17 protein-coding genes are annotated in these 23,474 nt (G+C 63.3%); 14 read left to right on the top strand and 3 right to left on the bottom strand.

Features of this window, described 5'->3' with window-relative positions; genetic code table 11:
- Nucleotides 1-680: 680 nt before the first annotated feature.
- The 4 genes from ACIO0C_RS09790 to ACIO0C_RS09775 all read left to right on the top strand — a co-directional run bounded on the left by ACIO0C_RS09790 (nt 681) and on the right by ACIO0C_RS09775 (nt 4,838).
- Nucleotides 681-1,283: an antibiotic biosynthesis monooxygenase gene (locus ACIO0C_RS09790; protein ID WP_401310908.1), complete on the top strand. Its 603-nt coding sequence runs from the start codon at nt 681-683 to the stop codon at nt 1,281-1,283.
- On the top strand, nt 1,280-3,118 hold the full coding sequence (locus ACIO0C_RS09785) for an amidohydrolase (RefSeq protein WP_401310905.1): 1,839 nt from the start codon (nt 1,280-1,282) through the stop codon (nt 3,116-3,118). The genes ACIO0C_RS09790 and ACIO0C_RS09785 overlap by 4 nt, the downstream gene beginning before the upstream one ends.
- A gap of 70 nt (nt 3,119-3,188) precedes the next feature.
- Nucleotides 3,189-3,815: an isochorismate family cysteine hydrolase YcaC gene (gene ycaC, locus ACIO0C_RS09780; protein WP_020796367.1), complete on the top strand. Its 627-nt coding sequence runs from the start codon at nt 3,189-3,191 to the stop codon at nt 3,813-3,815.
- Between the two features lie 126 nt (nt 3,816-3,941).
- Nucleotides 3,942-4,838 carry a LysR family transcriptional regulator gene (locus ACIO0C_RS09775; RefSeq protein WP_401310901.1) on the top strand — a complete coding sequence of 299 codons (897 nt, stop codon included), beginning with the start codon at nt 3,942-3,944 and terminating at the stop codon, nt 4,836-4,838.
- A 100-nt stretch (nt 4,839-4,938) separates the two neighbouring features.
- On the opposite strand, the gene ACIO0C_RS09770 is transcribed toward ACIO0C_RS09775, so the two are convergent.
- From ACIO0C_RS09770 to gspG, 3 genes are all read right to left on the bottom strand, one after another.
- Nucleotides 4,939-5,550, bottom strand: a complete 612-nt coding sequence (locus ACIO0C_RS09770; RefSeq protein WP_401310898.1) for a hypothetical protein — start codon at nt 5,548-5,550, stop codon at nt 4,939-4,941.
- A gap of 150 nt (nt 5,551-5,700) precedes the next feature.
- Entirely contained in the window at nt 5,701-6,888 is a 1,188-nt protein-coding gene (locus ACIO0C_RS09765; protein ID WP_401310895.1) for a type II secretion system F family protein, read from the bottom strand.
- A 14-nt stretch (nt 6,889-6,902) separates the two neighbouring features.
- Nucleotides 6,903-7,352 carry a type II secretion system major pseudopilin GspG gene (gene gspG, locus ACIO0C_RS09760; protein ID WP_401310892.1) on the bottom strand — a complete coding sequence of 150 codons (450 nt, stop codon included), beginning with the start codon at nt 7,350-7,352 and terminating at the stop codon, nt 6,903-6,905.
- A gap of 206 nt (nt 7,353-7,558) precedes the next feature.
- Here gspG and ACIO0C_RS09755 point away from each other — a divergent pair, with 206 nt between their 5' ends.
- The 10 genes from ACIO0C_RS09755 to ACIO0C_RS09710 all read left to right on the top strand — a co-directional run bounded on the left by ACIO0C_RS09755 (nt 7,559) and on the right by ACIO0C_RS09710 (nt 23,473).
- Nucleotides 7,559-8,167, top strand: a complete 609-nt coding sequence (locus ACIO0C_RS09755; RefSeq protein WP_401310889.1) for a lytic transglycosylase domain-containing protein — start codon at nt 7,559-7,561, stop codon at nt 8,165-8,167.
- A 206-nt stretch (nt 8,168-8,373) separates the two neighbouring features.
- Nucleotides 8,374-14,208 (top strand): manganese-oxidizing multicopper oxidase MnxG, encoded by a 5,835-nt coding sequence (gene mnxG / locus ACIO0C_RS09750; protein WP_401310886.1) that lies wholly within the window; start codon nt 8,374-8,376, stop codon nt 14,206-14,208.
- Between the two features lie 154 nt (nt 14,209-14,362).
- Nucleotides 14,363-16,315: a cytochrome D1 domain-containing protein gene (locus tag ACIO0C_RS09745; protein ID WP_401310883.1), complete on the top strand. Its 1,953-nt coding sequence runs from the start codon at nt 14,363-14,365 to the stop codon at nt 16,313-16,315.
- A 13-nt stretch (nt 16,316-16,328) separates the two neighbouring features.
- A complete protein-coding gene (locus ACIO0C_RS09740) occupies nt 16,329-16,985 on the top strand; it encodes an SCO family protein (protein WP_401310880.1) in 657 nt (218 codons plus the stop codon).
- Nucleotides 16,982-17,614 (top strand): SCO family protein, encoded by a 633-nt coding sequence (locus ACIO0C_RS09735; protein ID WP_401310878.1) that lies wholly within the window; start codon nt 16,982-16,984, stop codon nt 17,612-17,614. The genes ACIO0C_RS09740 and ACIO0C_RS09735 overlap by 4 nt, the downstream gene beginning before the upstream one ends.
- A 9-nt stretch (nt 17,615-17,623) precedes the next feature.
- A complete protein-coding gene (locus tag ACIO0C_RS09730; RefSeq protein ID WP_401310875.1) occupies nt 17,624-19,174 on the top strand; it encodes an ABC transporter substrate-binding protein in 1,551 nt (516 codons plus the stop codon).
- Nucleotides 19,175-19,188: 14 nt separating this feature from the next.
- Nucleotides 19,189-20,142, top strand: coding sequence for a peptidylprolyl isomerase (locus ACIO0C_RS09725; protein ID WP_353925572.1), 954 nt, complete (start codon nt 19,189-19,191; stop codon nt 20,140-20,142).
- Between the two features lie 222 nt (nt 20,143-20,364).
- Entirely contained in the window at nt 20,365-20,898 is a 534-nt protein-coding gene (locus ACIO0C_RS09720; RefSeq protein ID WP_353925573.1) for a response regulator, read from the top strand.
- 84 nt (nt 20,899-20,982) lie between these two features.
- On the top strand, nt 20,983-22,689 hold the full coding sequence (locus ACIO0C_RS09715; RefSeq protein WP_401310871.1) for a GspE/PulE family protein: 1,707 nt from the start codon (nt 20,983-20,985) through the stop codon (nt 22,687-22,689).
- Nucleotides 22,670-23,473, top strand: a complete 804-nt coding sequence (locus tag ACIO0C_RS09710; RefSeq protein WP_401310869.1) for a hypothetical protein — start codon at nt 22,670-22,672, stop codon at nt 23,471-23,473. Before ACIO0C_RS09715 ends, ACIO0C_RS09710 begins: the two co-directional genes overlap by 20 nt.
- The last annotated feature ends 1 nt before the right edge of the window (nt 23,474 follow it).

The raw sequence follows: 23,474 nt of genomic DNA, 5'->3' as shown, positions 1-23,474 counted from the left end.
TCGTCGTCATAGCGCTTGGACATTGCTAAACACCTTCGCCCTCTTGAATGAATGAGTCAATCAACAAGGGCGACAGGTAGCCTGACACGGAGGGAAACGCCAAAAAAAAGTAAGCAAAAAAAGGCTCGCCCCGGCGTCCGGCCCTCGCTAAGGCTCGGTGTTCCTTCGCTCCGGTATCCATCCGGGGACACTGCCCTCCGGTTGGCTTCGCTGGCACCTACATGCAGCGTGTTCGACTTCGTCGAACGGCGCTGCGCGCCACTCTCCGGATGAACACCTGCGCTCAGCCTCCCGAAGGGGCGGGTGGATCAAGATCAAAAGCTGAAGGCGAGCTAACGCTCGGCCTGATGAGTGGTGAAGAGCAGTGGGTGTATACCGGCTCACTGTGGGAGCGGGCTTGCCCGCGAAGGCGGCCTGCCAGCCGACCCGGCGGATGTACCGGACCCCCTGTGGGAGCTGGCTTGCCAGCGATGGCGGCCTTACAGCCGACCAATCTCTTATGGCTGTACCTGGTCTACTGTGGGAGCGAGCTGTTCCGTGGCAACGCGTCCCCCCCGCAAAAACAGCACGTACATCCAATTTTTTCCTTCCCCGCCCCGGCACTATCCAACCCAATATCGGCGATCAACCCCGCGGTTGTTTGTTCGCCCCCCAATATTGTCTCGCCGGAGCCCCGCGTCATGCCTGATTCCAACGTGCCCGACTCGCCTTTCGAGGAGGTCGTGACCCTGGTCATCAAACACCGGGTCAAGGCCGGTTTTGAAGTGCCCTACGAAGCCTGGCTGCGCAACATTGTCAGTGTCGCCGGACAGCAGGAGGGGCACCTGGGCGTGGACGTGATGCGCGGCAAGAATGCCGGCCTTGATATGTACACCTGCGTCTTGCGCTTTTGCTCCACCGGCGCGATGCAGCGCTGGCTCGATTCGCCGCAACGTCAGGCGCTGGTCAAGGAAGCCACGCCGATGCTGGCCGACGGCGACCAGACCGAGGTTAATCCGGTCAACGAATTCTGGTTTACCCCGCAGGCCGAGTCGGGTTCGCCGGCTCCGCGCTGGAAGCAGGCCGTGGTCACACTGTTGGTGATCCTGCCGCACACCTTGCTGGTGCCGTTGCTCTGGGGGCCGTTGTTGCAACTCAACGCCGTGCTCTCCCATTACGTGGTCGCGACCTTCCTGATCACCCTGACCATCGTGCTGTCGGTGGTGTACCTGTTCATGCCGATGGCGACGCGCTTGTTCGCGCCCTGGCTGTCTTCATCCACTTCGCCCAAGGAAACGCGATGAACGCCGATCTGATTTTGTTCAATGGCCAATTTCATACCGTCGACCGTGAGAACCCACACGCCAGTGCGGTAGCCATCCGTGATGGCCGCTTTGTCGCGGTGGGCAGCGATGCCGAGGCCATGGCGCTGCGCGGCTCGGGCACGCAAGTGATCGACCTCAAGGGCCGTTGCGTGATCCCCGGCCTCAACGACTCGCACTTGCACCTGATCCGTGGCGGCCTGAACTACAACCTCGAACTGCGCTGGGAAGGTGTGCCGTCGCTGGCCGATGCGTTGCGCATGCTCAAGGAACAGGCTGACCGCACACCCACGCCGCAATGGGTGCGGGTGGTGGGGGGCTGGAACGAATTCCAGTTCGCCGAAAAGCGCATGCCGACCCTCGAAGAACTCAACCAGGCCGCGCCGGACACCCCGGTGTTTGTCCTGCACCTGTACGACCGTGCCTTGCTCAACCGCGCGGCCTTGCGCGTGGCGGGCTACACCCGCGATACGCCGAACCCGCCCGGTGGCGAGATCGTGCGCGACGCCAATGGCAACCCCACCGGCATGCTGGTGGCGCGCCCCAACGCGATGATTTTGTACTCGACCCTGGCCAAGGGGCCGAAGTTGCCGCTGGAATATCAGGTCAACTCGACGCGCCAGTTCATGCGCGAACTCAATCGCCTGGGCCTGACCAGCGCCATCGATGCCGGCGGTGGTTTCCAGAATTATCCGGACGACTACCAGGTGATTGAGCAATTGGCCAAGGACCAGCAGCTGACCATTCGCATCGCCTACAACCTGTTTACCCAGAAGCCCAAGGAAGAGCTGGCGGATTTCCAGAACTGGACCGGCAGCGTCAAGTTGCATCAGGGCGACGACTACCTGCGCCACAACGGCGCCGGGGAGATGCTGGTGTTCTCGGCGGCGGATTTCGAAGACTTCCTCGAACCGCGTCCGGACCTGCCACAAAGCATGGAAGACGAACTGGAGCCGGTGGTGCGCCATCTGGTCGAGCAGCGCTGGCCGTTCCGTTTGCACGCCACCTACGACGAATCCATCAGCCGCATGCTCGACGTGTTCGAGAAGGTCAACCGTGACATTGCGTTCAACGGGTTGCCGTGGTTCTTCGACCATGCCGAAACCATCACCCCACGGAACATCGAGCGGGTGAGGGCGCTGGGTGGCGGCATCGCGATTCAGGATCGCATGGCGTTCCAGGGCGAATATTTCGTCGAGCGCTACGGCGCCAAGGCCGCCGAAGCCACGCCACCGATCAAGCGCATGCTGGCCGAAGGTGTGCCGGTCGGCGCCGGTACCGATGCCACGCGGGTATCGAGCTACAACCCCTGGACCTCGCTGTACTGGATGGTCAGCGGTCGCACCGTCGGTGGCCTGGAACTGCACGCCGAGGGCCTGTCGCGCCAGACCGCCCTGGAACTGTTCACCCACGGCAGCGCCTGGTTCTCCTCCGAACAGGGCAAGAAAGGCCAGATCAAGGTCGGGCAGTTGGCGGACGTGGCGGCATTGAGCGCGGACTTTTTCAGCGTCGAGGAAGAGGCGATCAAGTGGATCGAGTCGGTGCTGACCGTGGTCGGCGGCAAGGTGGTGTATGCCGCTGGCGATTTCGAGAAACTGGGGCCAGCGAGCGTGCCCGTGCTGCCGGACTGGTCGCCAGTGGTGAAAGTCCCGGGTCACTGGAGGCCGAATTCGCCGTTGCAGGCGCAGGTACATCAGTGCAGTGGTCCGTGTGCGGTGCACTCCCACAGCCATGAGCGGGCGCGCCTGTCGAATGCGCCGGTCAGTGATTTTGCCGGTTTCTGGGGCGCCTTCGGCTGCTCGTGTTTTGCCTTTTGACGAATACCAATAAGCGCCGGCCTCCTGGTCAGGCGCAGCAAGTGACATCCATCCACCAAGGAGTTTTTTCATGAGCAACGTTCCGTACTCTCGCTTGAACAAAGATGACGCTGTTGTGCTGCTGGTCGATCACCAGACCGGCCTGATCTCGCTGGTGCAGGATTTCTCGCCCAACGAATTCAAGAACAACGTGCTGGCCCTGGGCGACATCGCCAAGTTCTTCAAGCTGCCGACCATCCTCACCACCAGTTTCGACAAAGGGCCTAATGGTCCGATCGTGCCGGAACTCAAGGCGCAGTTCCCGGACGCACCGTTCATTGCCCGTCCAGGCCAGATCAACGCCTGGGACAACGAAGATTTCGTCAAGGCCGTGAAGGCCACCGGTCGCAAGCAACTGATCATCGCCGGTGTGGTAACAGACGTGTGCGTGGCGTTCCCGACCCTGTCGGCCATCGCCGAAGGTTTTGAAGTGTTCGTGGTGACGGACGCTTCCGGCACCTTCAACACCACCGTGCAGCAGGCTGCCTGGGCCCGCATGTCGGCCGCCGGTGCGCATCTGCTGAACTGGTTCTCCGTGGCCTGCGAGCTGCAAGGCGACTGGCGCAACGACATGGAAGGCCTGGCCAACCTGCTGTCCGAACGCCTGCCGAACTACCGTAACCTGATCAACAGCTACACCACGTTCACCGCCAAGTAAGACCGTCGGCCAAAACGCCAAACCTTGTGGGAGCGAGCCTGCTCGCTCCCACATCGTTATGCGATAGGGTGATAAAAAGGGGAGAAGTCGCTATAAAGTGCCTGACTGTCAACCAAAGGCATGACAATGAACCCGTTCGAAGATATGCGAATTTTTTGCCAGGTGATGGACTCCGGCAGCTTCACCGCCGCCGCCGATCAGCTGGGGCTGTCCAAGCAGTTTGTCAGTCGACGCTTGATGCAGCTCGAAGAGCGACTGGGCGTGCGACTGCTCAATCGCTCGACCCGACGGCTGGATGTCACGCCATTGGGGCAGAGCTACTACGAATCGGCCTTGCGCTTGCTGGGTGAAGTCGAGCAGGTGGAGCAGGGTATCGCCGGGCAGACCACCGAGCCGCGCGGGACCCTGCGCGTGAGTGCGCCGCTGTCGTTTGCGCTGGCGCACCTTGGGTGTTTGTTGCCGCAGTTTTTGCAGCGCTATCGGGATGTCACGGTGGAAGTGGACTTGAGCGATCGCCCGGTGGATCTGCTCGCTGAAGGCTATGACCTGGCACTGCGCATCGGAATATTGGAGGACTCGACGCTGATCGCGCGGCGCATCGCCTCGATCCAGCGTGTGTACTGCGCCAGCCCGGCTTACCTGGCGGAGCGCGGCACGCCGGTCAAACCCGAAGATTTGCACCAGCATGACTGCCTGCCTTATGGCCACGGGCGTCAGGTGCAATGGCGCTTCGAAGGGCAGGGCAAGCCGTTGATGGTCAACGTCACGGGGCGAATGCGGGTCAACAATGGCGAGTTGCTCAAGGACGCGGCGATTGCCGGGATGGGGATTACCTATTTGCCGACGTTTATCGTCGGTTCGGCATTGAAAGATGGGCGGTTGGTGGCGGTATTGGATGAGTTTCGACCGCAACCGCTGACGTTATCGGCGGTGTATCCGCAACATCGACAGTCCTCGCGACCGGTGCAGGCGTTGATCGAGTTTTTACGCGAGCGCCTGGACGATTCACACAACCGCTTGTAGGAGCCGAGCTTGCTCGCGAAGGCGTCATGACATTCGATATTGATATCGCCTGACACTGCGCCTTCGCGAGCAAGCTCGCTCCTACAACGGGTTTCACACGTCAGTTGACGCGTTTGTCGTCACCCGGTTCGCCACCGACGTGGACGCCGCGATCGTCACCCGGCTCGCCAGCGGCATGCAGGCCGCGATCGTCACCCACTTCGCCGGCACGGTGCACGCCGTGGTCGTCGCCTACCTCGCCGGAGCGGTGAACCCCATTGTCGTCATGCCCGGCCTGATGCACGCCATGGTCGTCACCCGGTTCGGAATGGGTGCCGCTGCGTCCGGAGTTCGAGGCTGTGCTGCCGGAATGCCCGGAAGCATGGTCGCTGCCGCCATGACCGCTGCCGGCGCTATTGCCGCCGTGGCCACCGCCATTTCCACCGCCACCGCCACCGCCACCACTGCCACCACCGTGACCGCCGCCACCACCACCACTACCGCCGCCACCACCGTGACCGCCGCCGCCACCACCACTACCGCCGCCCCCACCGTGACCGCCGCCACCGCCACCACTACCGCCGCCACCACCGTGGCCGCCACCACCACCGCCACTTCCGCCTTCTTTCGCCTGAGCGCTCGATACCCCGGACAGGCTGTCCGGAATCAGCACGGTAGACGCCGATAAGATCGCGCCAATTGCTACTGCCAGTAATAGCTTGTTGATGTGCATGTCGTTCTCCGTCTTTTAATTCAAGTTGGAACGTTGATGAACATTGCAACGTGCTGCCATATTCAGTGGGTAAACACGTCAAGGTGCCGCTTTATTCGTTATCACCTTGAAAAAAACGGCGACTTCCCGCGCAGGCCCGTCCCAGAGGCATCAGTGGATGCTCGAAGCCAGCTCGAAAATCGGGATGTACATCAAAATCACGATCACCCCGATCAGCAGTCCGATGAAGGTCATGAGCAAGGGTTCGAACAGGCGTACGAACCATTCGATCCAGCGGCTGATTTCTTCGTCGTAGAAGTCGGCACTGCGCTCCATCATCTGCCCGAGGTTGCCGGACTGCTCGCCGGCGCGCAGCAGGCGCAGGGACACCGGGGTCACCAGGTGATTGAGTTCCAGCGCCGTCGACAACGACTGCCCCTCACGCACCCGTTCGCAGGCCTGGTCCAGGCGCAATCGGGAGGCGGGAGTGAGCAGGTTGCGAACCATGCCCATGGCGGTGACGAGCGGGATGCCGCCTTGCAGCAGGATCCCCAGGGAACGGTAGAAACGCGCCAGTTCGTACATGAAGATGCGCTGGTGCACCGCCGGGAGTTTTTCGATCAGGCGGTCCAAACCCCGACGAAAGGCCGGTTGCCGCTGGAGGAGGGCGAGGACGATGACGATCGTGCCCAGTGCGCCAAAGAATTCGCCCTGGTGGGCATGCAGGAACATGCCGCTGCTCATCAGGATCTGCGACAGCCACGGCAGGTTCGACCCCAGCCCTTCGAACACCAGGCTGAAGCGCGGCACCACATACCCCATCAGGAACAACACCACGCCACCGCCCACCACCAGCAACAGCATGGGGTAGATCGACGCGCTGACGATCTTCTGGCGAACCTCGTCCATGCGCTGGCGATAGCTGACATAGCGTCCCAGCGCATCGCCCACGGCACCGGTTTTCTCGCTGGACTGGACCAATGCCACGTACAGCGGCGGGAACACCGCCGACAGTTGGGCCAAGGCCTGGGAAAACGATTTGCCTTCATAGAGCAGGCGCACCAGTTCACTCAGGGTCTTGCGGGCCTGTGGCGCATTCTCTTTTTCCGCCAGGCTTTCCAGCGCATCGATCAGCGGCAGGCCGGCATTGAGCAGGGTGGTCAGTTCCTGGCTGAACAGTACCAGGTTGAAGGTCTCGCGCTGCTTGAGACGCAGTGCCCGCCAGTGTCGCTCGGCGTGCAGGCTGACCACCCGCAGCCCCTGGTCTTCGGCGATGCGCCGGGCTTCGCTGTCGCCCGGCGCCTCGACGGTCATTGAAACCACACCGGCCTTGCCTACCGCCTTGAGGTGAAAACGCATGGTCGCCATTCCCGTCATTGCCAACTGGTGACTTCGGCGTTTTCGCCTTCGCCGCCGGGTTGGCCGTCCTTGCCCATGGACAGCAGGTCGTACTCGCCGTTTTCTCCGGGGTAGCGGTACGTGTAGTTACGGCCCCACGGATCTTGCGGCAGTTTTTTCTGCAAGTAAGGGCCGGTCCAGCGGGTTTCGTCGCTGGGGGCGGTGACCAGTGCCTGCAAACCCTGCTCGGTCGACGGGTAATGGCCGACCTCCAGGCGGTACAGGTCCAGGGCCTTGCCCAGGCCTTCTATTTGCGCCTTGGCCACTTTCACTTCGGAGCGGCCCAGTTGCGCGAAATACTTCGGCGCGACGATCCCGGCCAACAGCCCCAGCACCACCAGCACCACCAACAGTTCAAGCAATGTGAACCCGCGCTCGGCTCGAAGGGAAAAAGCACGCGGGGCGAAACGCAGACGCTGTTTCATGATGACCTCACACAGTCGGCAGAAGGGTCGCGAGAAAGGCTTATGCAATTGCCATGCACAGGCCCGGACAAGCGCCGGGCATCCTCCTGCAACCCCCGTATTACGGCCGCTTGCGCTTTCGGCACAGTGCTTGCGTATGGCTGATATGCGACCGGCCATTGGGGCATTACCCCCATTTTTCGGGGCCGGTCAGGGGAGGTAGAACAATGAAAACTCTCACCACAGGACTGCTCGGCGTGATGCTGCTGGCAGGCACAGCGCAGGCCGATGTATTCGTTTCCAGGGACGCCAAGGGTGACTTCGTCTTGTCCAATGTCCATCGCCCCGGACGCCAGTACGAACGGGTGGTCCGTGAGGTCGAAGCGTCTGTGTCCAGCCTCGATCAGCAGCCGCAAATGATTGCCGCCAGGCCCTATGCCGAACTGGTATCGAAGGCGGCCACGGACAACCAGCTGCCGGCGGCGTTGCTGCACGCGGTGATCCAGGCCGAATCCAGCTACAACGCCAGCGCCGTATCACCCAAGGGCGCGGGCGGGTTGATGCAGCTGATGCCTGACACCGCCCGCGAGCTCGGCGTGAAAAACGTCTACGACCCCAAGGCCAACATCCAGGGCGGGGCCAAATATCTCAAGCGCCTGATGACCATGTTCGACAACGACATCGCCCTCGCCGTAGCCGCCTACAACGCCGGTCCCCAAGCGGTGCTCAGCCGTGGCGGCGTGATCCCGCCGTTCGCCGAAACCCAGCGTTATGTGCCCAGCGTGTTGCGCCAGTACCGGCGTCTTCAGGGGCTGGCAGCGGATGCCCCTTTGTGACCGCACAGCCTGGGGCGGATTTCCCCAACAGTGGGGCATGGTGGCCCCGGCAAAAAAGTGGGGAATAAATGGGGAATATCCCCCGATGAATTAAGTGGCGACTTTAACTGGTTGAAAAACAAGTAAATTTTTTATGGCATACAGATTGCTCAAGGGGTTTTGTCGAGAATTATTCCCTGTGAGCGCCCACAGTGAGGCCCGTGATCATGACCGGCATATTCCACGCTCCATCCCTGCTCAGTTTCCTGCTGTTCGCCGCTTCCATGCTTGGCGTCGAGCTGGCCGAGGCCGCCGCGCGTTGTGAACGCAACCTGGTGGCCAACGTCGTGACGCTGGACCAGCCGCTGATGTTCAACCGCCTGGGGGCGCAGAACGTCAACGGCATGATGTTCGCCCTGCGCCGCGATGTGGTCGATGACCATGACATCTCTCTGGCCCAGGGCGGAGCGGCGGTGCCGGGCAAGGTTTCACTGCGCCCCGACAAGCGTCCGCGTCCGCTGGTGCTGCGGGTGGCCGCCGGTGACTGCCTGACCATCAACCTGCAGAACCTGCTGGCCTACCAGGCCAACCCCGGTTCCCACGACGGTGGCGAGGAAGAGGGGGGCGAGGAAGAAGAAGGCATCGAAATCGGCAACAACGAAAACTTCAAGGTCGACGAGCAAGTTGCCGACCGCCATGTCGGTTTCCAGGTCAACGGCATGCAAGCGGTCAACAGCATCGACGACATCGCCTCGTTCACCGGACGCAATGCCAACAGCCTGATCGCACCGGGTGCCAGCCGTTCCTACACCTTGTACGCCGAGCGCGAGGGTGTGTTCGCCGTCAGCAGCCGTGGCGCAACCTTCGGTGGCGAAGGTGCGGCCGGCAACGTGGCCAACGGTTTGTTCGGCCAAGTCGTGGTGGTGCCCAAGGGCGGTCGCACTTACCGCAACACCGTGACCGAAGAAGAAATGCGCCTGGCCACCACCGGCCGCACCCCGGCCGGTCAGCCGATCGTCGATTACCAGGCGCGTTATCCGCAACGCGAGCCGTGGATCCGTGAAGGCAAGGCCGGCACGCCGATCATCAACATGGTCGACGGCAATGAAATCATTTCCAGCGAAAGCGACGCGATCGTCATGGGCAGCAACGCCGATGGCAGCTTCCCGCCCTCGACCTATCCGCTGGAAGCCGTAGGCAAGCGCAACCCGGCGCTGCCCAATCGACTGGAGCCGTTCCGCGATTTCGCCTCACAGTTCCAGGATGAAACCGCCGCGACCCAGGCCTTCCCCGCCTACTGGGCGGACCCTGTGATGGCCCACGTGCTGGAGCCGACCCGCGATTCGTTCATGATCAACTATGGCTCCGGCGGCATGGGTGCCGAAGTGGTGGCCAACCGTCTCGGCGTAGGCCCGATGCACGATTGCCTGTCCTGCGCCTACGAAGAATTCTTCCTCAGCTCCCACACCGTCGGCGACGTGGCGATGCTGGTGGACGTACCGGCCAACGCCGGCCTGGAAGGCATCACCCCCGGGCAGACACCGAACGCCGATCAGGTGGGCGTCAAGGCGACCATGGCGCTGTATCCGTCCGAGCCGTCCAACGTCAACCACAGCTACATCGGTGACTTCGTCAAATTCCGCAACACCCACAACGGCCATGAGCAGCACATCTTCCACCTGCACGGGCATCAGTGGCTGTTCAACCCCAACGATGACAACTCCGACTATGTAGACGCCCAGGGCATCGGCCCGGGTGCCGGCTACACCTATGAAATTGCCAACGGCGGTTCGGGCAACCGCAATCGGGTAGCGGGCGATGCGATCTATCACTGCCACTTCTACCCGCACTTCGCCCAAGGCATGTGGGCCATGTGGCGGGTGCACGACGTGTTCGAAGAAGGCACCAAGCTGGAGGTGTCGCAACAAGGACCGGACGGTTTCCACAGTGAGCCTTATGCCCTGCGCAGCGGTAAACCCGCCGCTGGCGCACGGGCCTTGCCTGATGGCGAGATCGTTGCCGGCACGCCGATCCCGGCGGTGGTACCGCTGCCTGGCAAAGCCATGGCGCCGATGCCAGGCAAAGTCGCGGTCGTACCGAAAATCGGCGAAACCCTGGTGGCCGCCAACGACGATGACGATGAAGAAGACGACGATGACGGCGAGCACCATGGCGGCAGCGGTGGCGCCCAGGCCATCGGTTCCCTGGCGCTGGTGGATCGCAGCGAAGCCAACCGCAACGCCGATGGCACACTGAAAAACCCAGGCTATCCATTCTGGATCGGCGGCATGGAAAGCTCGGTCGGCCAACGCCCACCGACTCCGCCGCTGGACATGCTCGACGCCGCCACGGCGCAGGCCTTGAAAGCAACCGGCAACGCCTTGTGGGCCAACCTTGACCCGGCGCAGTCCGGTGGCTGGGACGGCGGCCTTGGGCGTCATGCGCTGGACGGCGTCTCCGCCGGTGGCGAGGCCGAAACCATTACCACGTCGCTGGATTTCTCAAAGACGGTGACGCGAGCCAAGCCGATCTACCTGCCGGAAGAGGGCACCGAAGTCGAGCAAGCAGCGATGGCGTTCCACGCCAAAAAGGACCACCCCAGCTTCGCCCTGTTGCCGGGCAATCAAATCGTGGCCCGGGCCTTCCGCACCAACGGCGCCTTGCCGATGGCCGGTGCGCCGTTCTACGAACCATGCATGGACGACCGGCAAAAACGCCTGAGCAGCAGCGCCGGCACCGGTGAGTTCAACAGTGGCGAGCGGCTCGACGGCATGTCGTTCATCGGCGCCTCGAGCTTCACCGCCGACCGTCCGCGCATCTACAAGGCGGCCAACATCCAGTTCGACGCGGTGTACAACAAGGTCGGCTACCACTTCCCGCAAGCGCGCATCCTGGCGCTCTGGGAAGACGCTTGGCCTGTGATCACCAAGCAGCGTCCGCCAGAACCCCTGGTGATGCGCATGAACACCTTCGACTGCGTGCAGTACCAGCAAACCAACCTGGTGCCGGCCACCTATGAGATGGACGACTATCAGGTACGCACGCCGACCGATGTGATCGGCCAGCACATTCACCTGCCCAAGTGGGACCTGGTGGCTGCCGATGGCTCGTCCAACGGCTGGAACTACGAGGACGGCGTACTCTCCCCAGGTGCGGTGCAAGAACGCATCCAGGCCATCCGCGGGTTCAACCAGTGCCAGGACAGCGACCCACGCGATGGCACGCCGGCTTGCCCGAAAGCCAGGAACCACCCGTACTTCGGCCAATTTGGCCGGGCTGACTGGGTCGGTGCGCGTACCGCGATGCAGCGTTGGTTCGTCGACCCTGTGGTCAACGCCAAAGGCGTCGACCGTGGCCTGGGCACCATCTTTACCCACGACCACCTCGGCCCATCGACGCACCAACAGATCGGCCTGTACGCCACCGTGCTGGCAGAACCTGCCGGCTCCACCTGGTTCCACGCCGAAACCGGCGAGCCGCTGTACAGCGGCGCGCGCCAGGACGGTGGGCCGACTTCGTGGCAAGCGGTGATTTCCACCGGTGACCTGGACGGCGACGGCAAGAACGACAGCTTCCGTGAGTTCTTCCTCGAATACAGCGACTTCCAGCACGCCTATGAAGCCGGTGTGTACGTGGGCGCCGGGCCTGACGGTAAGCCGAATGCGCAAAGCTTCCCGGCCACCGCCGACAGCTTCCGCTACGCGATCAACCCGCCCGTGCGTAATAACGCCAGTACCCTGCTCGACGGCATTATCGAAGTGCAGGGCGGCATGGTTCCCGGCTGCCCGAGCCGGCCATGCCCACAAGCCATCTCGGTCGATGACCCGGGCATGTTCGTGGTCAATTACCGCAACGAACCGCTGGCCTTGCGGGTATACGACCCGAACAAGGTCGGCCCGGACGGCAAGCGCGGCATGCAGGCCGACGGCCTGGGCGGCGACCTGGCGTACGCCATGCAAAGCCGTACTGACCGTGCGATCCCGGCGATGAACCTGGCGCCGAACCTGATCACCGCGGCCACCGGCCCCACCGGAGGTACCACGCTGTTCCCGCCGCACATCAACAAGGGCGGGGCCGAACCTGGCGACCCGTTCACCCCGATGCTGCGCACCTACACCGGCGACAACGTGCGGCTGCGGGTGCATGCCGGCGGTCACGAAGAGGAGCACAACGTCACCCTGCACGGCGTGAAGTGGCTGCAAAGCGGCTCCGGCTTCGGCAGCAGCTCCAACTCTGGCTGGCGCGCGTCGCAGATGATCGGCATCTCCGAGCAGATGGGCTTCATTGCACCGGTCTCGATGCTGTCCAGTTCGGCTGCCACCACCGGTGACTACCTGTACTCGATGGATGCGTCCATTGAAGGTTACTGGAGCGGAATCTGGGGCGTGATGCGCAACTACACCGCGCAACGCAGCGATCTGTTCGCGCTGCCCAACAACGCCAAGCCGACCGGTATGCGCAACACCGTGGCTTTCGACGGCATCTGCCCACGGTACGGAGCCAACCCCAACGGCATCGGCACCCGGCCGACTCCGCAGCGCAACTATGAAGTGGTCGCGGCGCTGGCCAACGACATCCTTGGCAACCCGTTGGGCTTGACCCTCGGTGACCCGGCGGGCCTTGGCCAGCATGTCGGCGGCCCGTTGAATCCGGCCGGCGGTACCCTGGTGTTCAACTCGCGGACCGTGAGTATTCCTCAGGTCACCGTGACCGATCCTGAAGACGGTGAAACCATCACCATCGGCGGGCAAAGCGGGCCGCTGCATGACCCGACCGCAATCCTGTACGTGCGCAAGGCCGACCTCGACCCAACCACCGGCAAGCTCAAGCCCGGTGTGCCTGTCGAACCCCTGGTGCTGCGCGCAGCGGCCGGTGATTGCATCAACGTCACCCTGGAAAACCGTCTGCCGAGTGTGATGCCGGACCTGACCCAGACCGCGGTGATGCAAGGCATGGTCAAGCGTGATCGCAACAGCAGCGGCGGTTCGACCACCTTCAGCAACAACCTGATGCGGCCGTCGAGCCACGTGGGGCTGCACGCGCAATTGCTGGCGTACGACATCACCAAATCCGACGGCACCAACATCGGCGCCAACCCGACCCAGACCGTGCCACCGCGTGTCGGCAGCAGCGGGGCCTACCCGACCCGTACCTATCAGTACTACGCCGGGCACCTGGAGCGTGAAGGCAAGCCGATCACGCAACTGGGGCGCAATGTCGACAACATCAATGCCACGGCGATCGAGTTCGGCGGCTTGAACATCACCCCGGCGGACGTGATCAAGCAGTCGCAAAAAGGCCTGGCCGGGGCGATGAGCATCCTGCCGATGGGCGCCACCTGGGTTGACGACACGCGCAAGGTCAATGCAACCGTCACCGCCCCTGGGCAAACCAGCTACCGCGACTTTGCGATGGTCTGGCAAAAGGCCTTGAACACTCGCTGGGCCAATGGGCGGCCAGTGGAAGGGATTGCCGCGGAAGGGTTCGGCGTGCCGACCGATCCGCAGGACAACTCGAGCATGGCCATCAACTACAAGACCGAACCGATGTGGTACCGCTTCGGCCTGGCCCCGGATGCACCCTTCGGCCATGCCGACGGCGCGGGCTACGGCGACATGGCGAATGCGCACATGGCCTACAGCAATGCGCTGGTGGGTGGCGATCCGCAAACACCGGTGCTCTACGCCAAGCCGGGGCAGCCGTTCCGTACGCACATCCTGATGCCTACCGGCGGCAGTCGCGGTACGACCTTCCAGCTTGACGGTCACGTCTGGTCGACCAACCCGTTCCTGTCAGAGAAGAGCGATACCGGTGGCTACCCAATGGGCACCCCAGGCGTGGGTTCGGTGAAGTTTGGCTACAACCCGATGTCGATGTACATCGGCGCCCGCGAGAGCGTCCTGCCGGCAGCGCACTTCAGCTTCATGCTGCCGAGCGCCGGTGGGGTCAACGCGATACCGGGTGACTACCTGTTCCGCGACTACGGCGCCTATGGCAACACCTCCGGGTTGTGGGGGCTGTTGCGGGTGACCAATGACCCGGAACCGGCGCCAGCGCCGTAGGGCAGGAAACAACGCAACCCCTGTAGGGGCTGGCTTGCCAGCGAAAGCGGAGTGTCAGGCACATGAATATTGGATGTGCTGACGCCTTCGCTGGCAAGCCAGCTCCTACAGGGGGCGGTGAGGCAGGCAGAGATCTGTAAAAGGGGAGAGTGACATGAACAGGACCATCAAAATCGCCAGCGTTGGCCTCGTCGTCGGGGTAGCGCTGATCTGGCTCGGGGTGTGGCGCACGTCGCCTCCAACCCAGCTCAGCGACATCGCGCTACCCGACACCTGGACCGGCCAGACGCTTGAGCGTGACGGCGTGTCGGTGGCGCTTGAGGTGCGGCCGCTGACCGAAAGCGGCGTGTTGCGCGAGGGTGAATTTGCCGACGTGCGCTTCAAAGTCACCGACAAAGCCTCGGGCCAACCCCTGGCGGGCGTCGCCCCCGGTGCCTGGATCGACCCCGAAACCGTCGCCGCCGACCAGGCCCAGGGCCGCGAACAGAGCTGCAAGGCCCGGGTCGGGGTGTTCCTCAAATCAAGTATCGGCGCACGGCCGCTGCTCGATCTCAACAGCTATTTCCTGATGGTGATGAACCGCGATGCCAGCGTCTCGGTGGTCGACCCGTCCGTCTCGGTGGGCGGCATCACCAGCACCATGACCCGCATCGATATCAAGCAACCGCCGATGGATTGGGTCACCCCCCGGGACAACAAACGGGTGTTCGTGTCGATGCCGACGGCGGGCGAAGTCGCGGTGATCGACAGTGAGCAATTCAAGTTGCTCGACTCGGTGGCCGCCGGCAGCAACCCGGTGCGCGTGGCCTTGCAACCGGACGAGCGCCTGCTGTGGGTCGGCAACAATGCCCCGTCGGCCGAGCTCTCCGGGGTCACGGTGATCGACACCGCCAGCCTCAAGACCCTCAAGCACCTGGCGACCGGCAGCGGCCACCACGAAATCGCCTTCAGCAAGGACAGCCGCTTCGCCTTTGTCACCAACCGCGACGACGGCACGGTCAGCCTCATCGATGTCGCCACCTTGACCATCGTCAAGCAGCTCAAGACCGGTTCGCACCCACTGTCGGTGGTGTACTCGCCACTGTCCGGCGCGGCCTATGTGGCCGATGGCAAGGACGGCACGGTCACCGTGGTCGACGCCGCGAACCAGTCGGTGCGGCGGGTGATCAAGATCAAGCAGGGTCTGGGCCCGATGGGCTTCAGCGCCGACGGCCGTTTCGGCATCGTGCTCAATACCCTGGAGAACCAGGCGGCGGTGATCGACGCCGCCACCGATTCGCTGATCCATGAACTGGACGTGTCTGCCGAACCCTATCAAGTGGTGTTCACCAAGGCCTATGCCTATGTGCGCGGACTGGCCTCGGCCAAGGTGACGATGATCAACCTGGCGTCCCTGGGTGAGGGCCGCAAGCCAATCAGTCAGGGCTTCGAAGCCGGGCCGCAGCCGCCGCGGCTGGCCGGTGACCTGCCGCTGGCGTCGAGCCTGGCCGTGTCGCGGGACGACAACGCGGTGTTTGTGGTCAACCCAGTGGACAACACCACCTACTTCTACGCCGAAGGCATGAATGCGCCGATGTCCGGCTATCCCAACCGCGGGCAAGTGGCGCGGGCGGCGCTGGTCATCGACCGCAGTCTGCGCGAAGTCGAGCCGGGGCTGTACAGCGCGCGGATCAAGCTGCCGGCGGCAGGGCGCTTCGACGTGGCGTTCCTGCTCAACCAGCCCAACATCATCCATTGCTTCAGCGCCGTGGTTGAGCCGAACAACAAGCTCGGACCCGTCGCCGGCGTGCCGAAAGTCGAGTTCATGCTCGACAAGACCACGGCCGCCCTGGGCAGCCCTTATGTCGTGCGCTTTCGCATCGTCCAGGGCAAGCAGAAGGTCCAGCGCAGCGGGGTCAAGGACGTGCAAGTGCGCTACTTCCTGGCGCCCAGTTCACGGCCGCAGTACGTCGCGGCACTGGACGTCGGCAATGGCATCTATGAAGCCCCGATCACCCTTGACCAGAAAGGCGCCTGGTACCTGCACGTACGTGCGGCGTCCCTGGGCGCAAGTTTCGACGACCAGACTTTTGCCAGCGTTCGGGTGACTCCCGGCCAAGCTTATTGAAGAGGGCATCGACATGAACCGATTCGCACATCACGGACTGCTGACGCTCTGCCTGCTGGCCGCCAGCATCGGCCAGGCCCTGGCCCATTCGGCCGATGAACATGCCGGCCACACCATGGCGGCCAAGAGCGCCAGCTCCGAGACCGCCCAGGTCAAGTTCGCCGACGTCGCGCTGGTGGACCAGAACGGCAAAAGCGTACGCCTGGAAAAAGATCTGGTGGCCGACAAGATCGTGGTCATGAGCTTTATCTACACCAGTTGCACCACGGTCTGCCCGGTGGTGTCCTCGATCATGGGCAAGGTGCAGAAACAGCTGGGGGCAAGGGTCGGCACCGAGGTGCAACTGGTGTCGATCAGCATCGATCCGCAGCGCGATGACGCCAAGCGCCTGAACGATTACGCCCGCACGTTCCAGAACGGCCCGGGCTGGAGCTGGTTGACCGGCTCCACCCAGTCGGTCAACGAAACCCTCAAGGGCCTGGGCAGCTTCAGTGGCGACTTCAAGAATCATGCGCCGCTGATCCTCGTGGGGGACGGCAACAGCCGCCACTGGACCCGCTACTACGGCTTCACCGACCCGGCCATATTGACCCGGCAAGTGGAGAAGCTCAGCGGTGAACGCAACGCCCATGCCAAACACACCGCCATCGCCATGGAGCATCAGCCATGAGACTTCTCGACTGGATCGCCCTGAGCCTCTGCTCCTGCCTCTTGAACCCGGTAGCCATGGCCCATGAAGGGCATGAGCAAGCGGCGCCTGCCTCCGACACGGTGGCAGCCGCCGCGCAGCCGGCCGGTGGTACCCGCGATGCCAAGACCTGGTTCACCGACACGCCGTTGCAGGACCAGAACGGCAATACCCTGCGTTTCTACAGCGACGCGCTGCACAACCGTGTGGTGCTGCTCAATGTGATTTTCACCAGTTGCACTGATGCCTGCCCCTTGATCACCCAGAAACTCAAGCAAGTGCGCGAAGTGCTGGGCGACAAGGCGGACGGCATCACCTTTATCTCCCTTACCAGTGATCCGCTGCGGGACACCCCGGCGGTACTCAAGGCTTACACCTTGAAGCAGGGCGTCGATGAGCCCCACTGGCTTTTTCTTACCGGCGACAAAGCGCAAATGGACCTGGTCCTGGGACGTATCGGCCAGGTCATACCGTCCCCCGAGCAGCACTCCACCCAGTTGATCGTCGGTGACGTGGCGAACAAGCGCTGGAGCAAGATCCGTCCCGATGCCCCGGCCGCCGCCATTGCCCAGCGCTTGCAGTTGCTGGCAATGCCCGTGGCCGGCCGTTGAGTGCGGGCCATGAGAAATGCCCTGATCCTCGGCCTGCTTATCCTGGGTGGCATCAGCCTGAGCGCCCAGGCGTTATCGCTGACGCCCAGCGAAAGCGCCGGCAAACGGCTGTACCGCGAAGGTGTATCGGCCAGCGGTGAGCCGATCATGGCCCGGATCGGGGCGGCGGGCATGCTGCTGCCGGCCACCAGTCTGCCGTGCGCCAACTGCCACGGCAGCGATGGCCTGGGGCGCCCGGAAGGCGGGGTGCGGCCGCCGGATTTGAGTTGGTCGCGGCTGACCAGCACCTACGGTCAACAGCAGGTCAACGGGCGAGCCTACCCGCCCTACACCGAGGGCACGATGGCCCGTGCGATCCAGGAGGGACGCGACCCGGGCAACAACCGGCTCGATGCGGCGATGCCGCGGTTCGTGCTGTCGATGAGCGATCAACGCAACCTGACGGCGTACCTCAAGCGCCTGGCCGATGAGCGCGATCCGGGCCTGAGCCCCGACAGCCTGCACTTGGGCACCTTGCTGCCGAGTACTGGCGTGCTGGGCGAGGAGGGCCTTACCGTGGCGGCGGTGCTCAGGGGCAGCGTGGCGCGGATCAACGAAGCCGGGGGGATTCACGGCCGGCAGGTGCGCCTGACCATCCTTGACCCGGGGCCCGACCGTGCCAGCGCCGAACATGCGCTCGACCAGTTGATCGAACAGGAGCAGGTTTTCGCTTTGGTCGCACCGCTGGTGCCGGCGCTGGATGCGGAGCTGGCGCCGCGTCTGGAACAGGCCGGCGTGCCGCTGATCGGGCCGCTGTCATTGCAGGGCACGGCCCAGGCCAGCCGACAGATTTTCGAACCGCTGCCGGGGCTGCGTGAACAGATGATCGCCCTGGCCAACTACGCCGCCACCAGCCTGCGCGTACTGCAAGGCCCCACGCTGATCGCCTACCCGAACGAGCCGGGCCAGCGTTTGGCAGCCGAGAAACTTGCCCAATACCTGCAGGACAACGACTGGCAGAAAGTGCGCCTGCAACCCTATGAATCGGCGCAGGACGAGTTGCCATTGGGCTCGCGCTCGGTGTTCTACATGGGCAGCAGCGGCGGTTTCAGTCGCCTGGCCGAGCGCTTGCAGACCGCAGGCCAGGTGCCCTACCTGTTCGCCGCCTCGAATCAGGTGGCGGGGGATCTGTTGCAGGTGCCCAGCGGTTTTTCCCGGCGGGTGTTCCTGGCCTACCCCTTCGTGCCCAGCGACTGGACGATGACCGGGCGCACTGCCCTGACGCAACTGCGCGAGCGCCAGAAGCTCGGCGGCGAACACGCGGTGCTGCAGGTCGGTGCCTACAGTTCGATGATGCTGCTCAGCGAGGGCATGAAACAGGCGGGGCGCGATGCCAGCCGGGAAAAACTGATCAGTGCCCTGGAAGCCCTGCACGACTTCGATACCGGCCTGACCCCACTGATCAGTTTCGGGCCGGGTCGACGCTTGGGCCTGAACGGCGCCCATGTGGTCACCGTGGACCTGCCAGACCAGCGCTTCTATCTGGTTGCCCCCTACAAACCCATTGCCGCCACGCCCTGATCCGGAGGCCGAAGATGAAACTTGCGACTGTGTTGGTGCTATTGACCCTGTGGGTGCCCGCCGCGTTTTGCAGCAATGGCCCGGCGGTGGCGAGGGTCAATGGCGAGGAAATTTCCCAGCTGCGCCTGGAGCGTTATTTCGCCGAATACCTGGAGGATCAGGGCCGGGCGGTTGCCAGCATCCGCAGTCCCAGCGCCTACAAGCAGCTGCGCAAGGCGGCGCTGGACGCCCTGATTGACAAGGAGCTGCTCTGGCAGGAAGCGGTCAAGCGCGGGGTGGTGGTCAGCGATGCCACGGTGCACGACCAGGTGGCCCAGACCCGCCAGGCCATGGGGGGCGCACAGGTGTTCGCCCGACGCCTGGAGGACGCCGGTTTCGATGAGGCCGGCTACATCGAATACACCCGCCGTGATCTGGCGGCGCAACAGATGTTTGCCGAACTCACCAAGGCAGACGCGCCGGACGAAAAACAGGTGCAGGCGTTTTATCAGGAGCACCGCGCCGAAATGAGCCGGCCCGAGGAGATCCAGGTCAGGCATATCCTGATCAAAGTGCCTCAGGGGGCGGATGCTTCCACAGTCGAGGCCGCGAGACTACGCTTGGAGGCGATGCGCACCACGATTCGCGACGGTGCCGATTTTGCCAGCGTCGCCCGCAGCGGTTCCGAAGACGCGTCGGCCAGCGCAGGCGGCGATCTGGGGTACTTTACCCGGGGGCGCATGTTGCCGGAGTTCGAAGCCGCGGCCTTTGCCCTGGCACCCGGTGCCGTCAGCGAGCCGGTGCGCACGGCGGTTGGCTGGCATTTGATTCAGTTGCAGAACCGATTGGAGGCTGCCGATGTCACACAAGAGCAGGGACTTGACATGGTTCGGGCTTACCTTGCCCGACAGAAACAGGTCCAGGCTCGTCTGCAGGCCCTGGCGCAGCTGCGCGCAAGCAATCGGATCGAACGGATTGACGACGAGTGAGCTTTCCCCAACTGTGGGGGAAAAGCGTCGATGCGTATCCGTTCGCTTTCCCCCGCTTTTGGGGGGTGGGGCATATGGGCGCAAAGGCATTGCTTTTAAATTCAAGGACATGAATACATAAAATTACCGGCACTCAGCCTGGCATGAAGTGTGCGTTAGACCTATCAAGGCGCGCACTCCGCCAGGTTCGGAACTCGGACCTGCGGTTTCAAGGAGTCCACCTTGTTAAACAAAGTACTGGTTGTTGATGACGAACAGCTGCTGGCGGAAAACCTCCAGGGTTACCTGCAGGCGCAAGCGCTGGAAGTCCGGATTGCTCACGACGGTGCGCACGGAATCGCTGAAGCAGGCGATTTCGCACCCGATGTGATGGTGTTCGATTACCGCTTGCCCGATATGGAAGGCTTTGAGGTGCTCGATGCCATCCGCCAGAACAGGAAGTGTCATTTTGTGCTGATCACGGGGCACCCCACCGCAGAGGTTTGCGAAAGGGCCCGGCAACTGGGAGTCAGCCACATCCTGTTCAAACCCTTTCCGTTGGCGGAACTGGCGCGTGCAGTACTTGACCTTCTGGGGCGCCAGCGCGAACCCAAAGCGGGTGTGAGCAGTAGCGAAGGCTTTGTCGAACGACGCCAGAGCAGGATCGAAAGTTTCCCGCTGCAGTTGTACGACGGTAGTTGGGTGCTTGCAGATCGCCGACGAAGTAACTCGGCCTCCACAGCGCCAGACGACGAACAATTGCTCACCGGGGAGTAATGGCGCGACAAGAGGTTCCGGCATCCGCCGCAATTGCTCGCCGCGCCGACAGGGCTCTAAGCCCCGGGTGTTGGAGAGCAAGCCATGGATCGTCTTACCCTTGTCGTCGATGTGCCACCGCTGGATTGTGTACCGACCCGGTTTTCCAGTGAGCAATTGGCCCAGGCCCGTTCCCGGGCCGACAGTTCCGGCGAGCGCATGCTCGAAGCCCTCGCGGTGCTGTGCGACTTGGCCCCCATGCCTTTCATCCAGTGCCTGGGCGCAACCCTGCATTACCCGGTGCTCGACACCGACAGCCTGTTTCAAGCCACCCCCGTGTTCGACCGGGTCACCCTGGCCCAATGCCTCAAGCGCGAATTCATCCTGCTGCGTCACGACGACGCGGTCATCGGCGTGTTTGCCGACCCCTTCGACAGCGCCCGCCTGGCCTGGATCGACGACTGCCTGCACGGCGCGCCGCTGTACCTGGTGCATGCCGACGACCTGAAAGCCTACCTCGCGCGTCACGAAGAGAGCTTCCACGCGGTGGAGTCGCTCAACGCCCAGGCCGACGGCAACACCGAGATCGACACTCTGCAAAGCCTGTCCCTGACCAGCATCAGCGAAGACTCGAGCGTGGTGGTCAAGCTGGTCAACTCAACCCTCTACGATGCGCTGAAGATGCACGCCAGCGATATCCACCTGGGCACCACCGGCAGCGGCCTGGTGATCAAGTACCGCATCGATGGCGTGCTCAACAACATCAGCAAGATCCAGGGCAGCGAGTTCGCCGAACAGGTGATTTCCCGGGTCAAGGTCATGGCCGAACTGGACATCGGCGAAAAGCGCGTACCCCAGGACGGTCGCTTCAAGATCGGCATCAGCGGCCGGCAGATCGACTTCCGGGTGTCGATCATGCCAAGCATTTTTGGCGAGGACGCGGTACTGCGGGTGCTCGACAAACAGGACCTGGCCGACAAGGTCTGCGGCGTGCAGTTGCAGGCCCTGGGCTTTGAAGAGGAAACCCTGCGCCAACTGCGCCGCCTGGCCGCCGAACCCTACGGCATGGTGCTGGTCACCGGCCCCACCGGCAGCGGCAAGACCACCACGCTGTACGCGATGATCACCGAGATCAACCACGGCGTGGACAAGATCATCACCATCGAAGACCCGGTGGAGTACCAGCTGCCCGGCGTGCTGCAGATCCCGGTCAACGAAAAGAAAGGCCTGACCTTCGCCCGCGGCCTGCGCTCGATCCTGCGCCACGACCCGGACAAGATCATGGTCGGTGAGATCCGCGACCCTGACACTGCCCAGATCGCCGTGCAATCGGCGCTCACCGGGCACCTGGTGTTCACCACCATCCACGCCAACAACGTGTTCGACGTGATCGGCCGCTTCACCCAGATGGAAATCGACCCCTACAGCCTGGTGTCCGCGCTCAATGCGGTGCTGGCCCAGCGCCTGATCCGCCTGGTCTGCGCCAGTTGCAGCAGCGCGTATACCCCGAGCGAAGAAGAGCTGGAAACGTCGGGGCTCGATCCGCAACAGGTGGCGCATTACCACTTCGTCCATGGCAAGGGCTGCGGTCATTGCCGCGGCACCGGCTACCGCGGACGTAGCGCGATTGCCGAGCTGCTGCACCTGGACGACGAGCTGCGGCAAATGATCGTCGAACGCCAACCCATTTCGAAAATCAAGGCCCACGCCTGCAAACGTGGTTTGCGCCTGCTGCGCGAATCGGCGCTGGAACTGGTGCAACAAGGCCGGACCACTCTCGAGGAGATCAATCGTGTCACTTTTATCTCGTGAGCGTTATGTCGCCGTGCTCGGCGCCAGTGGTGTCGGCCTCGGTCAGCGTCAGGGTGGCGACACCCTGTGGCTGGGCAGCGTCGGTTTCATCGATGAAGGTTTCATGGCCTGGACGGTCGCCCTGGAGACCCTCGACCGCCTGCTGGGTGAACATGCCCGTACCGGCGCCGAGTTGACAGTGGTCGTCTCCGGCCACTTCAGCCGGTTTTGCCTGGTGCCCTGGAGCGAGCAGATCAGCAGCCCTGATGAACTGCGCGGGTTTGCCCAACTGTGCTTCGAAGACCTCTACGGGGCGGCGAACCAACCCTGGAGCCTGGTGCTGTCGGCCGAGCCCGCCGGTTACGACCGGATCGCCAGCGCGCTGCCGCAAGACCTGCTCGAACGCCTGCGTGCCCTGGTCAGTGGCCGTGGCTTGCGCCTGCGTTCGGTGCAACCGTACCTGATGGCGGCGTTCAATCACTTCGACAAAAGCTTCGACGCCGGCGACTTCCTGTTCGTGGTCGCCGAACCTGTGCGCAGCGTGATGCTGCTGGCCCGCGAAGGTCGCTGGACGGCGGTGCGCTCGGTGGGCAGTAGCGACAGCGATGCGGCACTGAGCGCGCTGGTCGGTCGCGAATGCCAGTTGCAGGCGTGCGCCAGTGAACGGCCGCTGAATGTCTACCTGCATGCGCCAGCGCGCATCGACTCGCACCCTGAAGTGCCAGGCGCACAGCTGCGCACCCTTGAAGAAGGCCGGACCAGCGTACGCGATAGCCTGTACGTCATGTCCCGGACGGTGGCCTGAC

Source organism: Pseudomonas sp. NPDC087336 (assembly GCF_044744285.1).
Taxonomy (GTDB): Bacteria; Pseudomonadota; Gammaproteobacteria; order Pseudomonadales; family Pseudomonadaceae; genus Aquipseudomonas.
The sequence above is the reverse complement of the archived record's forward strand: the minus strand, read 5'-3'. Positions and strand labels throughout refer to the sequence as shown.

Coding starts and splice junctions, on each gene's coding strand:
- ACIO0C_RS09790 (WP_401310908.1), top strand. CDS start 681: ATGCCTGATTCCAACGTGCCCGACTCGCCTTTCGAGGAGGTCGTGACC.
- ACIO0C_RS09785 (WP_401310905.1), top strand. CDS start 1,280: ATGAACGCCGATCTGATTTTGTTCAATGGCCAATTTCATACCGTCGAC.
- ACIO0C_RS09775 (WP_401310901.1), top strand. CDS start 3,942: ATGAACCCGTTCGAAGATATGCGAATTTTTTGCCAGGTGATGGACTCC.
- ACIO0C_RS09740 (WP_401310880.1), top strand. CDS start 16,329: ATGAACCGATTCGCACATCACGGACTGCTGACGCTCTGCCTGCTGGCC.
- ACIO0C_RS09735 (WP_401310878.1), top strand. CDS start 16,982: ATGAGACTTCTCGACTGGATCGCCCTGAGCCTCTGCTCCTGCCTCTTG.
- ACIO0C_RS09725 (WP_353925572.1), top strand. CDS start 19,189: ATGAAACTTGCGACTGTGTTGGTGCTATTGACCCTGTGGGTGCCCGCC.
- ACIO0C_RS09715 (WP_401310871.1), top strand. CDS start 20,983: ATGGATCGTCTTACCCTTGTCGTCGATGTGCCACCGCTGGATTGTGTA.
- ACIO0C_RS09745 (WP_401310883.1), top strand. CDS start 14,363: ATGAACAGGACCATCAAAATCGCCAGCGTTGGCCTCGTCGTCGGGGTA.
- ACIO0C_RS09730 (WP_401310875.1), top strand. CDS start 17,624: ATGAGAAATGCCCTGATCCTCGGCCTGCTTATCCTGGGTGGCATCAGC.
- ACIO0C_RS09755 (WP_401310889.1), top strand. CDS start 7,559: ATGAAAACTCTCACCACAGGACTGCTCGGCGTGATGCTGCTGGCAGGC.
- gspG (WP_401310892.1), bottom strand. CDS start 7,352: ATGAAACAGCGTCTGCGTTTCGCCCCGCGTGCTTTTTCCCTTCGAGCC.
- ycaC (WP_020796367.1), top strand. CDS start 3,189: ATGAGCAACGTTCCGTACTCTCGCTTGAACAAAGATGACGCTGTTGTG.
- ACIO0C_RS09765 (WP_401310895.1), bottom strand. CDS start 6,888: ATGCGTTTTCACCTCAAGGCGGTAGGCAAGGCCGGTGTGGTTTCAATG.
- mnxG (WP_401310886.1), top strand. CDS start 8,374: ATGACCGGCATATTCCACGCTCCATCCCTGCTCAGTTTCCTGCTGTTC.
- ACIO0C_RS09770 (WP_401310898.1), bottom strand. CDS start 5,550: ATGCACATCAACAAGCTATTACTGGCAGTAGCAATTGGCGCGATCTTA.